Raw genomic sequence first — 15,411 nt, forward strand, 5'->3', positions numbered from 1 at the left:
TCATCGAACTTCACGAGCCGCGACCCCAAAGGTTGCGGCTTTTTCATTCCGTCATCAATACACTATTCAGGAGAGGCCATGACCACCCAACCCAACCCCATCACCGAAGCCACAGCATCCATCCCGGCAGACATTAAGCGCATCGTCCTCACCGGCTTCATGGGCGCGGGCAAATCCACCATCGGCCGCCTGCTCGCCTCCCGCATCGGCTGGACCTTCCTCGACGTAGACACGCACCTCGAAGCCCGCACCAACGCCACCATCCCCGAGCTCTTCGAGCGCCACGGCGAGGCCACCTTCCGCCGTCTCGAATCCTCCGCGATCGCCTCGGCGCTCGCCCGCACCCAGACCGTCCTGGCCCTCGGCGGCGGTGCGCCCGAAGAGCTCACCAACCGCCTCCTCATCGAGCAGACCCCCGCCACCTTCACCATCTTCCTCGACGCGCCGTTCCCCACGCTCTACGATCGCTGCATGTTGCAGGAGATAGGCCGCCCAGTCCTCGCCAACCTCGACGCCGCCCAGGCCCGCTTCGCGCGCCGCCATCCACTCTACCGCCGCATCTCGCGCCTCACCATCGACACCACCAGCAGCACGCCCAACGAGACCATCGAAGCCATCCTGGCAGCAATCGCAAAATAGGACGAGCTCTTGCTTTTCCTGCTTGTCGTCATCGGTGAGGGGCCTGCTTTTGTTTCTACGAACATCTATCAGCTACAGTAAAAACAAATCCGCATCAGCCGCATCCAAACCCGATAGCAGTTTCAAAGGAGCACCGCGCTGATCAACCTTCCCGAAGCCCCCACTCCTGCCGAAGCAGCCTCCCGCCGCGCCGTTCGCGGCCACATTCTCTTCGCCTTCGGCGTCGCGATTCTGCTTGCAATTGCCTGGGTACTCCTCAGAGAGCTCCTCATCATCTACGTCGCCGCGCTGTTCGCCGTCGTACTCACGCCGGCGGTCGACCGTATCGCCTCCTGGCGCATCGGCTCCTACCACCCATCGCGTCCTCTCGCCATCGTGTTGCTCATCGCAATCGTCGTCGGTGTGCTGGCCGTCTTCTTCACCACGGGGATCCCACCCGTCGTGCACGATCTGCATCAGTTCTCCATCGACCTGCCTCAACGCATCCCCCAGACCGTCGAGCGCTTCAAGCGCATGCCCCTGGCCAGCCACTTCGGCCTCGAATCCATCGCCGAGCGCGCCGAATCCGCCGCCAGCGCCACCGCCGGCTACCTCGTCTCCGCCCTGCCCGACTGGCTCTCCCACCTCTTCGACATCCTCACCGCTGCCTTCCTCTGCGTCTACTTCATGCTCGAAGGCGACAAGGCCTACCGCTTCTTCCTCTCACTCTTCCGCCAGCCCCAGCGTGAGCGCCTCGACCTCACCCTCCATCATGCCAACCAGAAAGTCGGCAAATGGCTCGCCGCGCAAGGCCTGCTCATGCTGATTCTCGGCGTCACCAGCACCATCGTCTTCGGCCTCCTGCACGTGCGCTACTTCCTGCTGCTGGGCTTCCTCATGGGCCTGTTCAACATCATCCCCATCGCAGGAGGCATCTTCACCATCGCCATCGCCGCCTGCGTCGCCGCGCTCGACTCCTGGGCCAAGATGGGCGGCGTCCTCATCTTCTACCTCATCTACGTCAACGTCGAGAACGCCTACCTCACCCCTCGCATCATGCGGTCCAGCGTCAACCTCATGGGCCTCACCGTCCTTATCTCGCTGCTGCTCGGAACTTCGCTGGCCGGCATCGTCGGAGCCCTGGTCGCCGTCCCGACTGCTGCCCTCATCACTGTGGTGCTTCAGGAATACGCAGTCCACGATGATGAACTATGATTCATCATTCATTGAAACCCATCCCACCTCCGGCTCGTCTGTCATAGCACGTCATATCAGCACTTGCGAACTTTGGTGTCATGTTCAACCTCCTCCCACTTCTGTAACATCACTTCGAAACTTATGTAATAGTGGGATAGAAACTTTCGCCTATGAGCCTATCGACCTCCACACCAGCTTTTCCCCAACCCGCCCGAAGCAATCTTCTTGTTCCGGTCATCGTTGCGTTTTTTGTCCTGGGGATGGTGATCGTACTGGTCCTTCGCTTCACTCCGCAGACCACCGCTGACCTCAGCACCTCCCACACGATCGTCTATCCCATCCACACCGAAATCAAGGGCGAGTCCATCGCCGTCGGCAGCACTGAAACCCAGGACGACCTCTACGTCTTCACCAACGTCCACGTCAGCAACCGCATCCGCTACCCCATCTTCCTCAAGGACTTCACCGCCACCATCACCACCGAGGACGGAGAGCAAATCACCACCAGCGCCGTTGAAAAGGACGACCTGCCCAACCTCTTCACGTCCTACCCGGCCCTCAAACCGTTCGCCAGCACCCCACTTCTCCGCGAGACCGTCATCGACCCTGGCCAGTCCGCCGATGGCACCGTCATCCTTCACTTCCCCATCACCCAATCCGTGTGGGACCACCGCCGCACTGCCGTGCTCGACGTCGATCTCTACCACGAAGGTGACCAATACGTTCCCATCCTGCGCAGCAGCGAGATCACCAAGCCAACCTACACGCCGCCGCCCGGCTCTATCGACAAATAACTGTCGATCGATGACCATCGAAAAATGACGCGCCGCCGCTTCATCGCTGACACCTGGTCCCCGACCACCGCCACACTCACCGGAGACCAGGCCATCCACCTCGCCCGCGTCCTCCGCGCCGAACCCGGCCAGATCTACGATGTCGTCGCCGGAGGTTTCCTCCACCGCGCAGAGATCACCACCGTCAGCCCCACCGAAGTCCACTTCACCCTGCACGAAGAGCTCGAGTCCGACTCAGCGCTCCCACTTCATCTCCTGCTGGCCGTCTTCAAGTTCGACCACATGGAGTGGGCCATCGAGAAGGCCACCGAGCTGGGCGTCGAACGCATCACACCCATCCTCGCCCGCCGCACCGAAAAGCACCTCGCGCAAGCCTCAGCGAAGCGAGCCGAACGCTGGCGCCGCATCGCCCTCGAAGCCTCCAAGCAATCCCGCCGCACCACCATCCCCGAGATAGCCGACCCCATCGCCCTCAAACCCGCCCTCGAACAGGAACAAAGCCCCATCCGCATCCTCTTAAGCGAAACCGAGCAAGCCACCCCACTCGCCGAAGCGCTCAGACAAGATCAACCAACAACCAGCAACCATCAACCAACAACCGCGTTAGCCATCGGCCCAGAAGGCGGCTGGACGCAGGACGAAATGGCTCTCTTCACCCAACACCAATGGCAACCGGTCACCCTCGGCCCCCGCATCCTCCGCGCCGAAACCGCCGCCATCGCCGCCATCGCCATCGCCGCCTCTATCCTCCAGCCAAACTGACTGGAAACAGCTTGAACGAAGGCAAAGCCTCCCTAAGTAATTGAAAATACTAAGACCGCCCCACCCCCAGGGACGCAACCATCGTAAATTTCCATCCAAGAATATATTGACGCTTGCCCGCATCGCCAGTAGTCTATTAAGCAATGGCAAGTTCTACCGCAAAGATGATGGCAGCGTGTTGCATGTCGTGTTGTTGCGACCGTGTGCGCCGCCGTCTTTGCCTCGATTCGTAGACTGAACGCCAGTCACCAATCTCAAACGCAAAGTTGCCAGCGCCCACTTACAAAGTGGGCATTTTTATTTTCAGGCATCAGAAAAAATTTCAAAAGGAATTCAAATGACCACGCCAGCCGCACCCGCCGTGAAAGAGACCAAGGCCCAGAAGGCCGAGCGCATCAAAGCCGCAAAAAATCCCTGGCACGCCTGGGAAGAGGTGCGGCAGTATGCGCGTGATGGCCGCGACTCCGTGCCGGCCGAGTGGTCCACCTACTTCCGCTGGTGGGGCATCTACACCCAGGGCGACGGCAAGGGAGTCACCGGCGGCGTAGGCGGCGAAGGCAAAGCGACCGAGTACTTCATGATGCGCGTGGCCCTGCCGAACGGTCTGCTCACCAGCGCCCAGCTTCGCGTCCTCGCACAAATCACCAGGAAGTACGCCAACAATCTCGCCGACATCACCACCCGCCAGAACATCCAGCTCCACTGGCTCACCATCGGCGGCCTCGTCGACGTGCAGGACGCACTCGAGTCCGTCGGCCTCAGCTCCAAGGGCGCCTGCGGCGACGTCGTCCGCAACGTCACCGGCTGCCCACTCGCCGGGCTCGACTCGCACCAGCTCATCGACGCCAGCCCCCTCGCCGTCGAGGTCGCGCACAAGCTCAACGGCAACGACACCTTCTACAACCTGCCGCGCAAATTCAAGTTCACCATCTCCGGCTGCCCGCTCTGGTGCAGCTTCCCCGAGATCAACGACGCTGCGCTCACCGCGATCAAGCGTGTCGTCGACGGCAAAGAGGAGATCGGCTACACGCTGCGCGTAGGCGGCGGCCTCTCGAACGAACCGCACATTGCCGTGCGCATCCCCGTCTTCGTCCGTCAGGACCAGGCCATCGCCGTCGCCACCGCAACCGCCGAGGTCTTCCGCGACGCCGGCATCCTCCGCGAGAGCCGCACCAGCGCCCGCATCAAGTACCTCTTCATGAAGTTCGGCTGGACCGCCGAGACCTTCCTCACCGAGCTCGAATCCAAGCTCGGCTACAAGCTCGACCCCAGCCCGGTCAGCGAAGACAATCCGCCCGCCGACATCTATCGCGACCACGTCGGCATCACGCCGCAGCTCCAGCCCGGCCTCTCCGCCGTCGGCGCCAGCGTCATCAACGGACGCGTCTCCGGCGATCAGCTTGAGAAGCTCGCCGAGCTGGCCGAGAAGTACGGCGACGGCCAGCTCCGCACCACCATCGGCCAGAACATCCTCATCGTCAACGTGCCCAATGCGAAGACCGCCGCGCTCGTCGTCGAGCTCAACACGCTCGGCCTCAACGTCGACACCTCCGCCTTCTGGCGCGGCGCCATCGCCTGCACCGGCACCGAGTTCTGCAAGCTCGCCATCGCCGAGACCAAGGGCTTCAACAAGTGGCTCGTCGCCGAGCTCGAAGACCGGCTCCCCGGCTTCGACCAGCAGATTCGCATCCACATCACCGGCTGCACCAACTCCTGCGGACAAAGCTGGATCGCCGACCTCGGCCTCGAAGGCAAGAAGATCAAGAAGGACGGCAAGATGGTCGACGCCTTCTACTTTTGCGTCGGCGGTGCCGTCGGCAAGTACGCCGGCATCGCGCGCCAGATCGGCTATCGCGCCGCCGCCGAAGACTGCCCCGAAGCAATCGAGCGTCTCCTGCGCGCCTACCTGGCCGAGCGCACCGAAGGCGAAGACCTCCGCAGCTACTTCCGCCGCACCAGCGACGAGACCCTCCGCGCTCACCTCAACGGCGAGACGGTCGCGGCCGTCGAGCGCGACGCTCCACCCGTCGGCGCCGGCCGATTCGTCTCGGCAGAGTAATCGTCAAAAACAAAAAAGAAGCGGCCTGGCCTGCACCAGGTCGCTTCTTTTTTGCAGTGACGCCGATTCGCTGGAGCTTTAGAAAAACGCTCGCGACTTCAAACTGCACACCGTAGAGATTGCCCGTCCAGGCATTCACGGATATGCCGTAGCAGGTCGCTTGGATGAATCGGCTTTGACAGAATCTCAAAGTTGTTCGCTGCCACGGATGGCTCCTGCAGAAGATCTCTTGCCGCAGCATGGCCTGAAAACAGCAGGACTTTGCAATCAGGCGCATTCTGCCTCAGAGTGATCGCGAGTTCAATACCCGTCATTCCCGGCATCATGACGTCCGTAATGACTAACTCCGGCTCGATTGCTTCGGCCAGTTCCAACGCGCTTATGCCGTTATACGCAGAAAACGTCGCATAGCCGCTTTTAGCAAGAATGATGGCGAGGGTATCTGCAATCACCTCCTCATCGTCCACGATCAATACCGTTCGCCTGTCGTCCGTTGGCTGCGGCTCGCCGTTCCTCGGTACCTCTGATAATGGGATTACCTCGAAGTGGTCCATAGAGTACCTCAAATTCGACACTAGCACCCTGCGATCAATGCGGGTTAACTCTTTTAAATCAATTTCTTACAGGACTATTTAAGCTCTTGTGATCGGCAGGTATGCTTCTCTTCGAATCACCATCTCGTTTTTTCGTAGCGAGGACTGCGTTTTTTTGTCGATATAGGAAACCGTTGTTTCACAGTTTGCGTCAGATTAGTATCTCGTATACGTCACGTTAAGCTAACGATTGCATAGGAGAGAGTTCTGTGGACAAAAAGAAAGATGTCCCTACCAGTAAGCGTGTGCCATTTGCATCCATCTTCCAGGTTGATGTTCCTAAGGGTAGGGATGGAAAGCACAAAGTAATCATCACGCAGATCCTCAGCGATATCAGTCAGCTCATCAAGGGATCGGCTCTCAAAATTCCTCTCGCACAGCTCCCCGATACCAAGGAGAACATTCGTTCAGCCCTCAGCCGTGCGGCGCGCCACCAGAGCATTGCGCTCGCAACCTCCAGCGACGAAGACTTTCTCTACGTCTGGAAGACCGACGAATCCGACTCCCCCACGTCATAAATCCGCAATTTGCCCAGCGTCGCACTAGCATTTGCTTCGAAGCGGTATAACTGCGGCTATCATGGATAACAGGCCATCATGAGTCTGTTCCCCATCTTCCTCAAGCTCGCAGCACGCCGATGCATCGTCATCGGCGGCGGCACCATTGCCGAATCGAAGATCGAGTCCCTCCAGGCCGCCGAGGCAAACATCACCGTCATCGCCCCGATGGTGACCGAGCGCATCGCAAACTTCGCCGCCGCAGGCGAGATCGAATGGCTCCGGCGCGAGTACGCCGCAGGCGACCTTGCCGGACACTTCCTCGTCGTCGCCGCCACCGACAATCCCGCAACCAATCGCGCCGTCTTCCAGGAGGCGCGCGAGCGCGACGTTCTCTGCAACGCCGTAGACGATCCCCCCTTCTGCGACTTCTACTTCCCTTCCGTCGTCCGCCGCGGCGATCTGCAGATTGCCATCTCCACCGCAGGCGCAAGCCCCGCACTCGCGCAGCAACTACGCAAGGAGATCAACGCGCAGCTTCCCCTCGACGCAGGAGAATGGCTCACAGAACTTGGCAACCTGCGCCGCGAGGTTGTCGCCGCCGAGCCCTTGAACGAAGAGCGCCGCTGGCTCCTCCATCAGCTCGCGCAACGCGAGGTCTGCGGCTACGAGCAGTGCCCCTCACGCGTCATCGCCCGTGAGCACGCCGTCAAGAATCCAAAGCCCAATCCGCTCCCAAACAAACCCCACGCAGAGGTGAAGCCGTGAACGCGCACTCGCAGGACGAGGCCCAGCCCGGCCACGTCTATCTCGTCGGCGCAGGCCCCGGAGATCCCGGCCTGCTCACACTCCGCGCGCTCGCCCTGCTGCAAACCTCCGACGTCATCCTCCCCGACGACCTTGTCTCGGACGAGATCCTCGCCCTGGCCAGCCCCACCGCAAACATCATCCCCGTCGGCAAGCGCTGCGGACAGCCGCGCATCACCCAGGCCGGCATTCACGACCTGATGCGCGAGCACACCGCCGAAGGAAGCTCCGTGCTGCGCCTCAAATCCGGCGACCCGCTGGTCTTCGGGCGCGCAGGCGAAGAGATCGCCGCACTGCGTGAAGCAAATATCCCCTTCGAGATCGTCCCCGGCATCAGCGCCGCCTTCGCCGTTGCCGCCGAGCTGCAAACACCCCTGACCGATCGCAGCTCCGCGTCGAAACTCATCTTCGCCACCGCGCATCACGCCGCAGGCAAACTTGAGCTGACGCCGAAATGGACCGGAGCCTTCCCAGAAGACGCCACGCTCGTCATTTACATGCCCGGCCGAAACTTCCGCGCCCTCGCCGACGATCTCATCGCCTCAGGAATCCCTGCCAACACCCCATGCGTCGCCGTCAGCAAAGCCAGCACACCCGAGGAGCACGTCCACGCATCCACGCTGGCCACGCTCGAAGACGCAGCCGTAGGTCCCGCGCCGGTCGTCATGCTCATCGGCCACGCAATCCAGGTCACATAAATAAATCGATAGGCTGTCATCCTTCCACTAAATCAATAACTGTCTAGTTCAATAACTGTCATCCTTCCGCGAAGCGGGAGGATCTGCTTTTGCATTTCCACCTCGCACACGAATCAACCCGTCCCGCAAAAATCCGCACCAAGGAAAAGGCCGCCTGCAAAGTGTTGCATGCAGGCGGCACAGAAACCTCTAACCAGAGTGAACGCTATCCCCGGAACTTTCGCCGCAACGCACCCGCGGCAGCAATCGCTCCTGTCAGCACCAGCACCAGGCTTCCCGGCTCTGGCACCACCGGCGGAGGATTATTCGGTGGCGGATTATTCGGCGGCGGATTGTTTGGCGGTGGGTTGTTCGGGATGTGAGGTGCAGGTCCACCACCCGTGCCGCCAATCGGAGGAGCATACAGCGGCGGTCCGCTCTCGCTCGGAGGCCCAAAGTTCGGTGGAACATAAGGCGGCGCAACATACGAAGCAATCTGCTGATCGCCATCATCCGGCGCAAGGAAGTCATCTGTCGGTTCGAACGGCTCAAACGCCGGTGGCTTCTCCTCAGCAATCAATGGCTGATCAGTCGATTCCTCCGGCAGAACGCCACAAGCCAGGTTGAAGTGGCGCAGTGTCTCCTCACGACTCATCGGTCTGCGATGTGGATGGGGATGAACCGGCGTCGTCGGCTTCACGTAACCGGCGAGCTTGCGCTTGGCATACATCCGCGCGCGACGCCTCGCAGCCTCAATCCTTTGCATGCTCTTGGCATGGGCCAGTTGCTGCTTATAGGCGATAAACCATCGTTCACAGTCCGTCGACGCGCGAATCCCCGTCGTCGAGGCTGTAACAAACATCACCAAAAGCACGAATTGAATCAGGCGCCGCATTGGTTCAGACCTTGAGCGAGATATCGCTCGCACTTACTATGCAAGCAATTCAGCAGCCAAACGTCTTTACGCAAAACTTTGCCGCAACATCGCAATTAAATGGGCATTTCCTGCCTCAAAAGCCTTTCCGAAAGCGCCCCGTGTGAAAATGTTTTCCACTTCGACTAACACCAGTTGCACATTGTTTTCACATTCGCCCTCTTCCAACTGCACAACTTGATATCTATCAACCATTAGCAGCAGGGAGCACCCAAAAACCATATTCTCCACAGGCTCCGCCCACAACTTTTCAACCGATCCTGCGTTCACAATGAACATGGATTCAGGCTGCAAAAGCCTGCATTCTAAAGGGCCCAAGCTGAACGGCACCGGGCTTTACAGGAGTCTTCCCAATGCGCGTCTTACGTTATCTCGCACTTCTTAGCATCCTGCTCTTCCCGGCAGCTTACTCGTCTCACGCACAGGTCTCAGTCGGCATCGGAGTTGGCGTCGGCGGTCCCGTATACGCTCCGCCAGTCTGCAGCTACGGCTACTACGGAACTTACCCATACGCCTGCGCCCCCTATGGCTACTACGGCCCATCCTGGTTCGCAAACGGCATCTTTATCGGAGCAGGCCCGTGGTATCACCATCCGTACTACGGCTATCGCGGCTACTATCGTCCGGGCTACCACCACCCCGGCTACTACGCTCGCGGCTACTACGGACACCCAGGCTGGGGTAGAGGCGGCTACTATCGTGGCGGCTACTATCGTGGCGGCCACGAAGGCTACCATGGCGGCTGGCACGGCGAAGGACACGGCCGTCGCTAGGCAGCGATCCAGCGGCTCGACGGGCGCCAGCTCGTCTCAATCTCCGGAACACTCAACAGCCCGTGGCCGTCCTTGCACACAAACTCGGTTCCGTTCGAATCGAGAAAGTTCCACGAAGGACGGCCCACCCGGGCCGGCAGCGCAAGGACCCGCAGACAGTGCTTGCAGCGGCTATCCTGGTCGCTGAAGTTCCATCGCTGACCGAGCAGCGCCATCACAACAAAAAACTGGGGCTGCAAAATCTCCGCCGTAAACGGATGCACCCCATAGAAGGTCCGCGCCAGGTCCTCGCTCAAAAGAAACGTAATCAGCAGCACAAGCACCAGCTTCGCCGCCAGAAACATCTGCGTGCGCAACCGCGAGAACGGCGCCGCAGGTGACGCATGTTCCACCACGCGCGAAGAGGTCGCAAAGCTCACCAGCGCAACCAGCGCAGCTTCGCAAAGAAACAGATTCGTGTTGGCAGCGACAAACACACCCAGGCCATGCACTCCTCCAAAGAAAACCAGGAGAGGCAGCATGGCAAAAAGCAGCGCGACCACCAGCGACGCAATACACAGCGACGCCGTGCCCGTAAAAGCCTGGCGCCAGCTCTCAGCGCGCAGCCACATCGCGTCCGACACCAGCCCCGGATAAAGATCGACCGCAGATTTAGAAACCCGCGCGCGCGGATAACGCCGATGCCACAGCTCCGCACGCCAGCAACGCAGCCAGTCTTCGCGCTCATCTATCGGAACAAATCTCACCATCAGGCGCAGCAGCACGCGATCTGAAGTCGATAGCGGCGAAAGGGGATGTGTCATGCGCGTTTCTCCGGAACAAGGCGAGCGAGCAACGGATAGCGTTCGGTGGCGGCAAGCGCAGCGACTTTGCCGGTCTTGGTGATCTCATAGTAACGGCGCGCCGGGCGAGCGTTCTCGGTCGCCTCAGCCTCCGGCTCCCAGTCCGACTGCACCAGCGCATCGCGCTCCAGCCTCCGCAGCGCCGGATACACCGTGCCGCTAGGCAGGCCCGTCACCTCCATAATCTCGAAGCCAAAGCGATAGCCGAGGCTCAGGGCCTTCAAGATAAGAGCGGCGGAATGAGAAAGTCGTTGCGCTGCCATGACTATGTAGTATGCTACCACAAGGCAATACAAAGTAGTACACTACATAGGGAGGCAGCATGCCCAGCCCAATGCTTGAAGTACGCAATGTCTCCAAAACCTATCGCAGTATTCCCGCGGTAGAAGACGTCAGCTTCTCCCTGCACTCCGGCGAGACACTCGGCTACCTCGGCCCCAACGGCAGCGGCAAATCGACCACCGTGAAGATGATCACCGGGCTGATCAAGCCTTCACGCGGCAAAGTCTTCTTCGACGGCCGGGACATACGCGAAGACCTGGCAAGCTACAGGGCGCAACTAGGCTACGTTCCCGAAGAGGCCCAGGTGTACACGCATCTCTCCGGCCTCGAGTATCTCCAGCTCGTCGGACGTCTCCGTGGAATCCGTGAATCGCTGCTCGAATCCAAAGCGCGCGCGCTGCTCGAGCTGCTCGGGCTCGAACACGCGCAGTATTCCCCGATGGTGAACTACTCCAAAGGCATGCGTCAGCGTGTGCTGATCGCTTCAGCCGTATTGCACAACCCAAGGCTGATTGTCTTCGACGAGCCGCTGTCCGGCCTCGATGCCGTCTCCGCCCTGATGTTCAAAGACCTGCTCGCCCTGCTGGCCCGCGAAGGCAAGGCCATTCTCTACATCTCGCACGTCATGGAGGTAGTCGAGCGCGTCTGCGAGCGCGTCATCGTTCTGTCGAAGGGCAGAGTGGTGGCCGATGCCGCTCCGCACGAGCTCACCACGCTGATGAAGCTCCCAACCCTCGAAAGCGTCTTCGCCCAGCTCGTGCAGCAGACCGACACCGAGAGCATAGCCCGCCAGATGGTCGATGTCATGAAGGTGCAGCATGCCTGAGCGCGGACCGGTCTTCGTCACATTAACGGTTTATTTCTTCCGGCGCTTCTTCGAGAACGACGTCATCCAGGCCACCGGAGACACCGTGACCACCATCGTCCGCGCGCTCTCCATCGCCGCCGCGCCAGGGCTCATGCTTGCCTTCTTCCTGCAAAACCAGTATCCGCAGCGCACCGCCTGGGGACGCATCGAGGACCAGTATTTCTTCGTGCTCTACTCCATGCTCGTCATGGCCGGCGTAGCCATCTTCGAGTGGGAGATGCTCTTTCCCGACACGCTGGATTTTCTTGTGCTGTCTCCATTGCCGCTGCGCGGGCGCGACACACTCGCCGCAAAAGCCACCGCCCTCGGACTCTTCCTTGGCCTCTTCCTCTTCGCAGCGAATGTATTCGGCGTGTTCATGCTGCCGGCCGTCAGCAAGGAGCACTTCTGGCGAACGGCCTGGGCACAATGTCTTGCCGTCACCTGCTCCGGAGCATTCGGCGCGTTCGCCATACTGGCCGCAGGAGGAATCCTCATCTGCATCCTGCCCGCGCGAACGTTCCGCATCCTCTCGCCCATCATGCAGGCGCTCGTCGTCGCCGTGCTGGGGCTCCTGCTGGTGTCGTATGCACGCTTCGGCGACTCCCTCGACAAGACGCTGCAAATCCCACTGGGGCACGCCCTGTGGGTACCGTCGTTCTGGTTTCTCGGCATCTACGAACATGCGCTGCGAGGCCACTCTGCCGCCCCGTTCGCCGCACCGATGATGCGCTCGGGCATCCGCGCCATCTCGATTGCGTTTGTCCTCGCTGTAGCAACCTATCCTCTTGCATGGGCGCGCATGAGGAAGATGGCAATCGAAGGCACCACCGGCCTGCGAAGCCGCCCTGCAGTGCCATTGAACAGGCTTGTAGCAGGCATCGTCCCGCTACCCGCGCGCAGAGCAGTCACCTACTTCATCGGACAGACCATCGCACGCAACAGCAAATATCAGGTCTATCTCGCCATGTACTGCGGCACAGGACTCGCCCTCGCCATCGCCTGCGCGGTCACGTTCGTCAGCAGCGGCAGCGGCTTGCGCCCCGCGCTCTCCATCGACGGATTGCACGCCGTCATGCCGCTCATGCTCTTCTGGATCGTCGCCGGCCTCCGCATGGCCTTTGCGCTGCCGCTGAATCTCCCCGCACGATGGGTCTTCCGCGTCACCGGAGCCGAGCGCGAAGCATGCATCTCCGCTACGCGCGTCTGGGCCTTCGCCTGCGGGCTCGCAGCTCTTGCGATGCTGCTTCCAATCCTCTGGATCGCCGGACTCAGCGCCCGCGCACTTCTTGTACAAGCCATCACCGGCGCGTGCGTGTGCGCAGTGCTCGTCGACAGCCTGCTCTTCGCCAACCACGGCATCCCCTTCGCACAGCCGCGTTCACCAGGCAAGACAAGCCTTCCCCTCATGCTGACCCTGTTCACCGGAATCCTGCCGTTATTCTGCGTCGCCATGGTGCGTGCAGAGCTATGGCTCGAACGCAAACCACTCTGGCTGCTGGCCTCGGTCATCGTTGTTCCAGCAGCCTATGGAGTGATCGGAATCCTGCGCAGCCGCTCACAAGCCAGGCTCGAAGATGGTGACGAGATCGAAGGCGAATTTCTGCTGCTTGGCCTCGGCGTCGACTAATTTCATTCAACGCATCTGCCACGGAGTCGCGCTATGGTTCGCCGGAGAACTCGACGCCAGCCGCTTCCCTGCCCAGCGCTGTAATTCCAGCCACCGCAAGCGCCACAACTAGGACCGTCACCGACATCACCATCTTGAGCATCCCACCAGAAAACCGGTTCGCGAGCATGACCTGGAAAACATTGTTGCGCGAGGCAATCAGGTTGCCGAGCTGATACGTCAGCCCTGGAAAAATAGCGCGCACCGGCCCCGGCGACAGCTCGTTCAAATGTGCCGGAACAATCCCCCACGCGCCCTGCACCATGAACTGCATCAGAAATCCGCCCACTCCAAGCAGCACCACCGAGTGCGACCACGCCCACAGCGGCACCATCGGCAGCGCAAGCAGCGCAGCAGCGATGATCGCCCCCTTGCGCCCCATCCGCTCCGAAGCCCATCCCCAGCAGATGCCTCCCGCAAGCGCGCCAAGATTGCCAATCATCACCAACAGCCCGACATGCGCAGGAACAATGTGATGGTCATGCTGAAGAAACGTAGGATACATATCCTGCGTGCCGTGGCTGAAAGAGTTAAACGCCGTCATCAGCGCAATCAGAAAGAGAAACGCAGGCAGATAGCGCACCAGCTCACTCCAGCGAAGGCTCGCACGCAGACTCTGCCCCTTTGCCCTCGCCGCAAGCCACACCGGCGACTCCTCCACCTTGAACCGCAGATAAAGCGCCAGCAGCGCAGGCAGCGAGCCAATCATGAACATCACGCGCCACGCGCTGAGCATCCCCGTCCCATGCAGGTGCGGAAACAGCAGCCAATAGAGCGCAGCAGCCAGAAAGCTGCCGACAACGTACCCCTCCTGCAGCAGGCCGGAAAAAAATCCACGTCCCTCGGCAGGCAAAGTCTCAAAGGCCAGCGCCGCGCCAACACCCCATTCACCACCCATCGCCAGCCCAAACAGTGCGCGCAGCACCATGAAGCTCCCAATCGTGGGAGCAAACGCCGAAGCCAGTCCAAACGTCGAAAACGAGACGATATTCAGCATCAGCGTAGGCCGCCGCCCATACCGCTCCGCCATCAGTCCAAAAAGAAACGCGCCCGCAGGACGCATCGCAAGCGTCCAGAACGTCGCCTCCGCAACCGTCTCAATGCTGGTATGGAAGTCCCGCGCAATCGCGGTGAGGCAAAGCGTCAGCAGGAAGTAGTCAAACGCATCGAGCGTCCACCCGAGGAAGCAGGCAAAGAAGGTATTCCGCTGGACCGCGTTCAGCGATCGCAGCTCGCGCATCATGGCCATATCGTCGAGATGATGCTAACAGGTGGCTACAGCTTCGCGCGCAGCGGAGGCGCCGCCTCGCCCTGCTGCCCGGCCGCGGCGTTCTCGTCATGCATGTACTGCTTCAGCAGTTCATGGTGCAGACAATAGAGCGCCAGCTCCAGGCGGTCCGAAACGCCGAGCTTGTCATACACCTTGCGCAGATAGTTCTTGATGACCTGCTCCGTCGTGCCGATCTGGTAAGCAATCTCTTTATTGCGCATGCCGCGCGTAATGCAGCTGATGATTGCTAGCTCTTTCTTCGAGAGCTTCGGCTGGACCTTCGGATCGGTCAGTGTCGTCGCCTGCGAGCGGTACGCCTCAATGACCCAGCTAATCGACTGGTTGTCGATCCAGGTCTCGCCCTCGGCAATCTTGCGCACGCACTTCACCAGCAGGTCCGGCGAGATCGACCGCGGCACCACCCCGCGCACCCCGCGGCGATAAAGCTCTACTGTGTTGGACTCGTCCGTCTCAGAGACCTGGACAATCAGCTTGGCATCCGGCGCCTGGCGAACCAGCTCAGGAATCGCGTCCGTCGTCCCCGCAATCAGCTGCCCTTCCAGCAGCACCACGTCCGTGGGATAACGTTGCAGAGCGGCGTACAGATTAGCCAGCGTCTCCACCTGCGCGACGACGCGAATATCGTCTTCGAGCGCGAAGACCTTCTTCATGCCGACGCGATAGATCGCCTGCGAGTCCGCGAGGATCACGCGGATGCCACCGTGTGGAATGCTTTCTTCCGGTGCGTCGTCAGGGTGAGGGGTTTGGTCGAAGTTCACTACCGTCATAG

18 protein-coding genes are annotated in these 15,411 nt (G+C 60.6%); 11 read left to right on the forward strand and 7 right to left on the reverse strand.

Going from position 1 to position 15,411, the window contains the following annotated elements; genetic code table 11:
• Positions 1–78: 78 nt before the first annotated feature.
• From IEX36_RS14890 to IEX36_RS14910, 5 genes are all read left to right on the forward strand, one after another.
• Positions 79–639: a shikimate kinase gene (locus tag IEX36_RS14890; RefSeq protein WP_188760377.1), complete on the forward strand. Its 561-nt coding sequence runs from the start codon at positions 79–81 to the stop codon at positions 637–639.
• 273 nt (positions 640–912) lie between these two features.
• Complete coding sequence (locus tag IEX36_RS14895; RefSeq protein WP_229669082.1) at positions 913–1,833, forward strand: AI-2E family transporter; 921 nt, start codon at positions 913–915, stop codon at positions 1,831–1,833.
• A gap of 152 nt (positions 1,834–1,985) precedes the next feature.
• Positions 1,986–2,609 (forward strand): hypothetical protein, encoded by a 624-nt coding sequence (locus IEX36_RS14900; protein ID WP_188760378.1) that lies wholly within the window; start codon positions 1,986–1,988, stop codon positions 2,607–2,609.
• Between the two features lie 24 nt (positions 2,610–2,633).
• Positions 2,634–3,371, forward strand: a complete 738-nt coding sequence (locus IEX36_RS14905; protein WP_188760379.1) for a 16S rRNA (uracil(1498)-N(3))-methyltransferase — start codon at positions 2,634–2,636, stop codon at positions 3,369–3,371.
• Positions 3,372–3,708: 337 nt separating this feature from the next.
• A complete protein-coding gene (locus tag IEX36_RS14910; RefSeq protein ID WP_188760380.1) occupies positions 3,709–5,430 on the forward strand; it encodes a nitrite/sulfite reductase in 1,722 nt (573 codons plus the stop codon).
• Between the two features lie 98 nt (positions 5,431–5,528).
• Here IEX36_RS14910 and IEX36_RS14915 read toward each other — a convergent pair whose 3' ends face one another.
• Positions 5,529–5,984: a response regulator gene (locus IEX36_RS14915; RefSeq protein ID WP_188760381.1), complete on the reverse strand. Its 456-nt coding sequence runs from the start codon at positions 5,982–5,984 to the stop codon at positions 5,529–5,531.
• Between the two features lie 248 nt (positions 5,985–6,232).
• Between IEX36_RS14915 and IEX36_RS14920 the strand changes: the two genes are divergently transcribed.
• The 3 genes from IEX36_RS14920 to cobA all read left to right on the forward strand — a co-directional run bounded on the left by IEX36_RS14920 (position 6,233) and on the right by cobA (position 8,025).
• On the forward strand, positions 6,233–6,541 hold the full coding sequence (locus IEX36_RS14920; protein ID WP_188760382.1) for a hypothetical protein: 309 nt from the start codon (positions 6,233–6,235) through the stop codon (positions 6,539–6,541).
• Positions 6,542–6,619: 78 nt separating this feature from the next.
• Entirely contained in the window at positions 6,620–7,288 is a 669-nt protein-coding gene (locus IEX36_RS14925; protein ID WP_188760383.1) for a precorrin-2 dehydrogenase/sirohydrochlorin ferrochelatase family protein, read from the forward strand.
• On the forward strand, positions 7,285–8,025 hold the full coding sequence (cobA, locus tag IEX36_RS14930; protein ID WP_188760384.1) for a uroporphyrinogen-III C-methyltransferase: 741 nt from the start codon (positions 7,285–7,287) through the stop codon (positions 8,023–8,025). Before IEX36_RS14925 ends, cobA begins: the two co-directional genes overlap by 4 nt.
• Positions 8,026–8,230: 205 nt before the next feature.
• On the opposite strand, the gene IEX36_RS14935 is transcribed toward cobA, so the two are convergent.
• Both IEX36_RS14935 and IEX36_RS14940 read right to left on the reverse strand, forming a co-directional pair.
• A complete protein-coding gene (locus tag IEX36_RS14935; protein ID WP_188760385.1) occupies positions 8,231–8,899 on the reverse strand; it encodes a PEP-CTERM sorting domain-containing protein in 669 nt (222 codons plus the stop codon).
• Between the two features lie 66 nt (positions 8,900–8,965).
• Positions 8,966–9,217 (reverse strand): hypothetical protein, encoded by a 252-nt coding sequence (locus tag IEX36_RS14940; RefSeq protein ID WP_188760386.1) that lies wholly within the window; start codon positions 9,215–9,217, stop codon positions 8,966–8,968.
• Positions 9,218–9,291: 74 nt separating this feature from the next.
• Here IEX36_RS14940 and IEX36_RS14945 point away from each other — a divergent pair, with 74 nt between their 5' ends.
• Positions 9,292–9,711 (forward strand): hypothetical protein, encoded by a 420-nt coding sequence (locus IEX36_RS14945; protein WP_188760387.1) that lies wholly within the window; start codon positions 9,292–9,294, stop codon positions 9,709–9,711.
• On the opposite strand, the gene IEX36_RS14950 is transcribed toward IEX36_RS14945, so the two are convergent.
• Together IEX36_RS14950 and IEX36_RS14955 are read right to left on the reverse strand one after the other, a co-directional pair.
• Complete coding sequence (locus tag IEX36_RS14950) at positions 9,708–10,514, reverse strand: hypothetical protein (protein WP_188760388.1); 807 nt, start codon at positions 10,512–10,514, stop codon at positions 9,708–9,710. The genes IEX36_RS14945 and IEX36_RS14950 overlap by 4 nt on opposite strands.
• Entirely contained in the window at positions 10,511–10,816 is a 306-nt protein-coding gene (locus IEX36_RS14955) for a PadR family transcriptional regulator (protein WP_188760389.1), read from the reverse strand. The genes IEX36_RS14950 and IEX36_RS14955 overlap by 4 nt, the downstream gene beginning before the upstream one ends.
• A 59-nt stretch (positions 10,817–10,875) precedes the next feature.
• Between IEX36_RS14955 and IEX36_RS14960 the strand changes: the two genes are divergently transcribed.
• Positions 10,876–11,661 carry an ABC transporter ATP-binding protein gene (locus IEX36_RS14960; protein WP_229669047.1) on the forward strand — a complete coding sequence of 262 codons (786 nt, stop codon included), beginning with the start codon at positions 10,876–10,878 and terminating at the stop codon, positions 11,659–11,661.
• The gene (locus IEX36_RS14965) at positions 11,654–13,312 is read left to right on the forward strand and encodes a hypothetical protein (RefSeq protein ID WP_188760390.1); all 1,659 of its coding nucleotides are present in this window, start codon (positions 11,654–11,656) and stop codon (positions 13,310–13,312) included. Before IEX36_RS14960 ends, IEX36_RS14965 begins: the two co-directional genes overlap by 8 nt.
• A gap of 31 nt (positions 13,313–13,343) precedes the next feature.
• Here IEX36_RS14965 and IEX36_RS14970 read toward each other — a convergent pair whose 3' ends face one another.
• Positions 13,344–14,594 carry an MFS transporter gene (locus IEX36_RS14970; RefSeq protein WP_308422324.1) on the reverse strand — a complete coding sequence of 417 codons (1,251 nt, stop codon included), beginning with the start codon at positions 14,592–14,594 and terminating at the stop codon, positions 13,344–13,346.
• Between the two features lie 32 nt (positions 14,595–14,626).
• Positions 14,627–15,409 carry a response regulator transcription factor gene (locus IEX36_RS14975; RefSeq protein WP_188760392.1) on the reverse strand — a complete coding sequence of 261 codons (783 nt, stop codon included), beginning with the start codon at positions 15,407–15,409 and terminating at the stop codon, positions 14,627–14,629.
• Positions 15,410–15,411: the final 2 nt, after the last annotated feature.

The sequence above is a fragment of the Edaphobacter acidisoli genome, assembly GCF_014642855.1.
Lineage (GTDB): Bacteria > Acidobacteriota > Terriglobia > Terriglobales > Acidobacteriaceae > Edaphobacter > Edaphobacter acidisoli.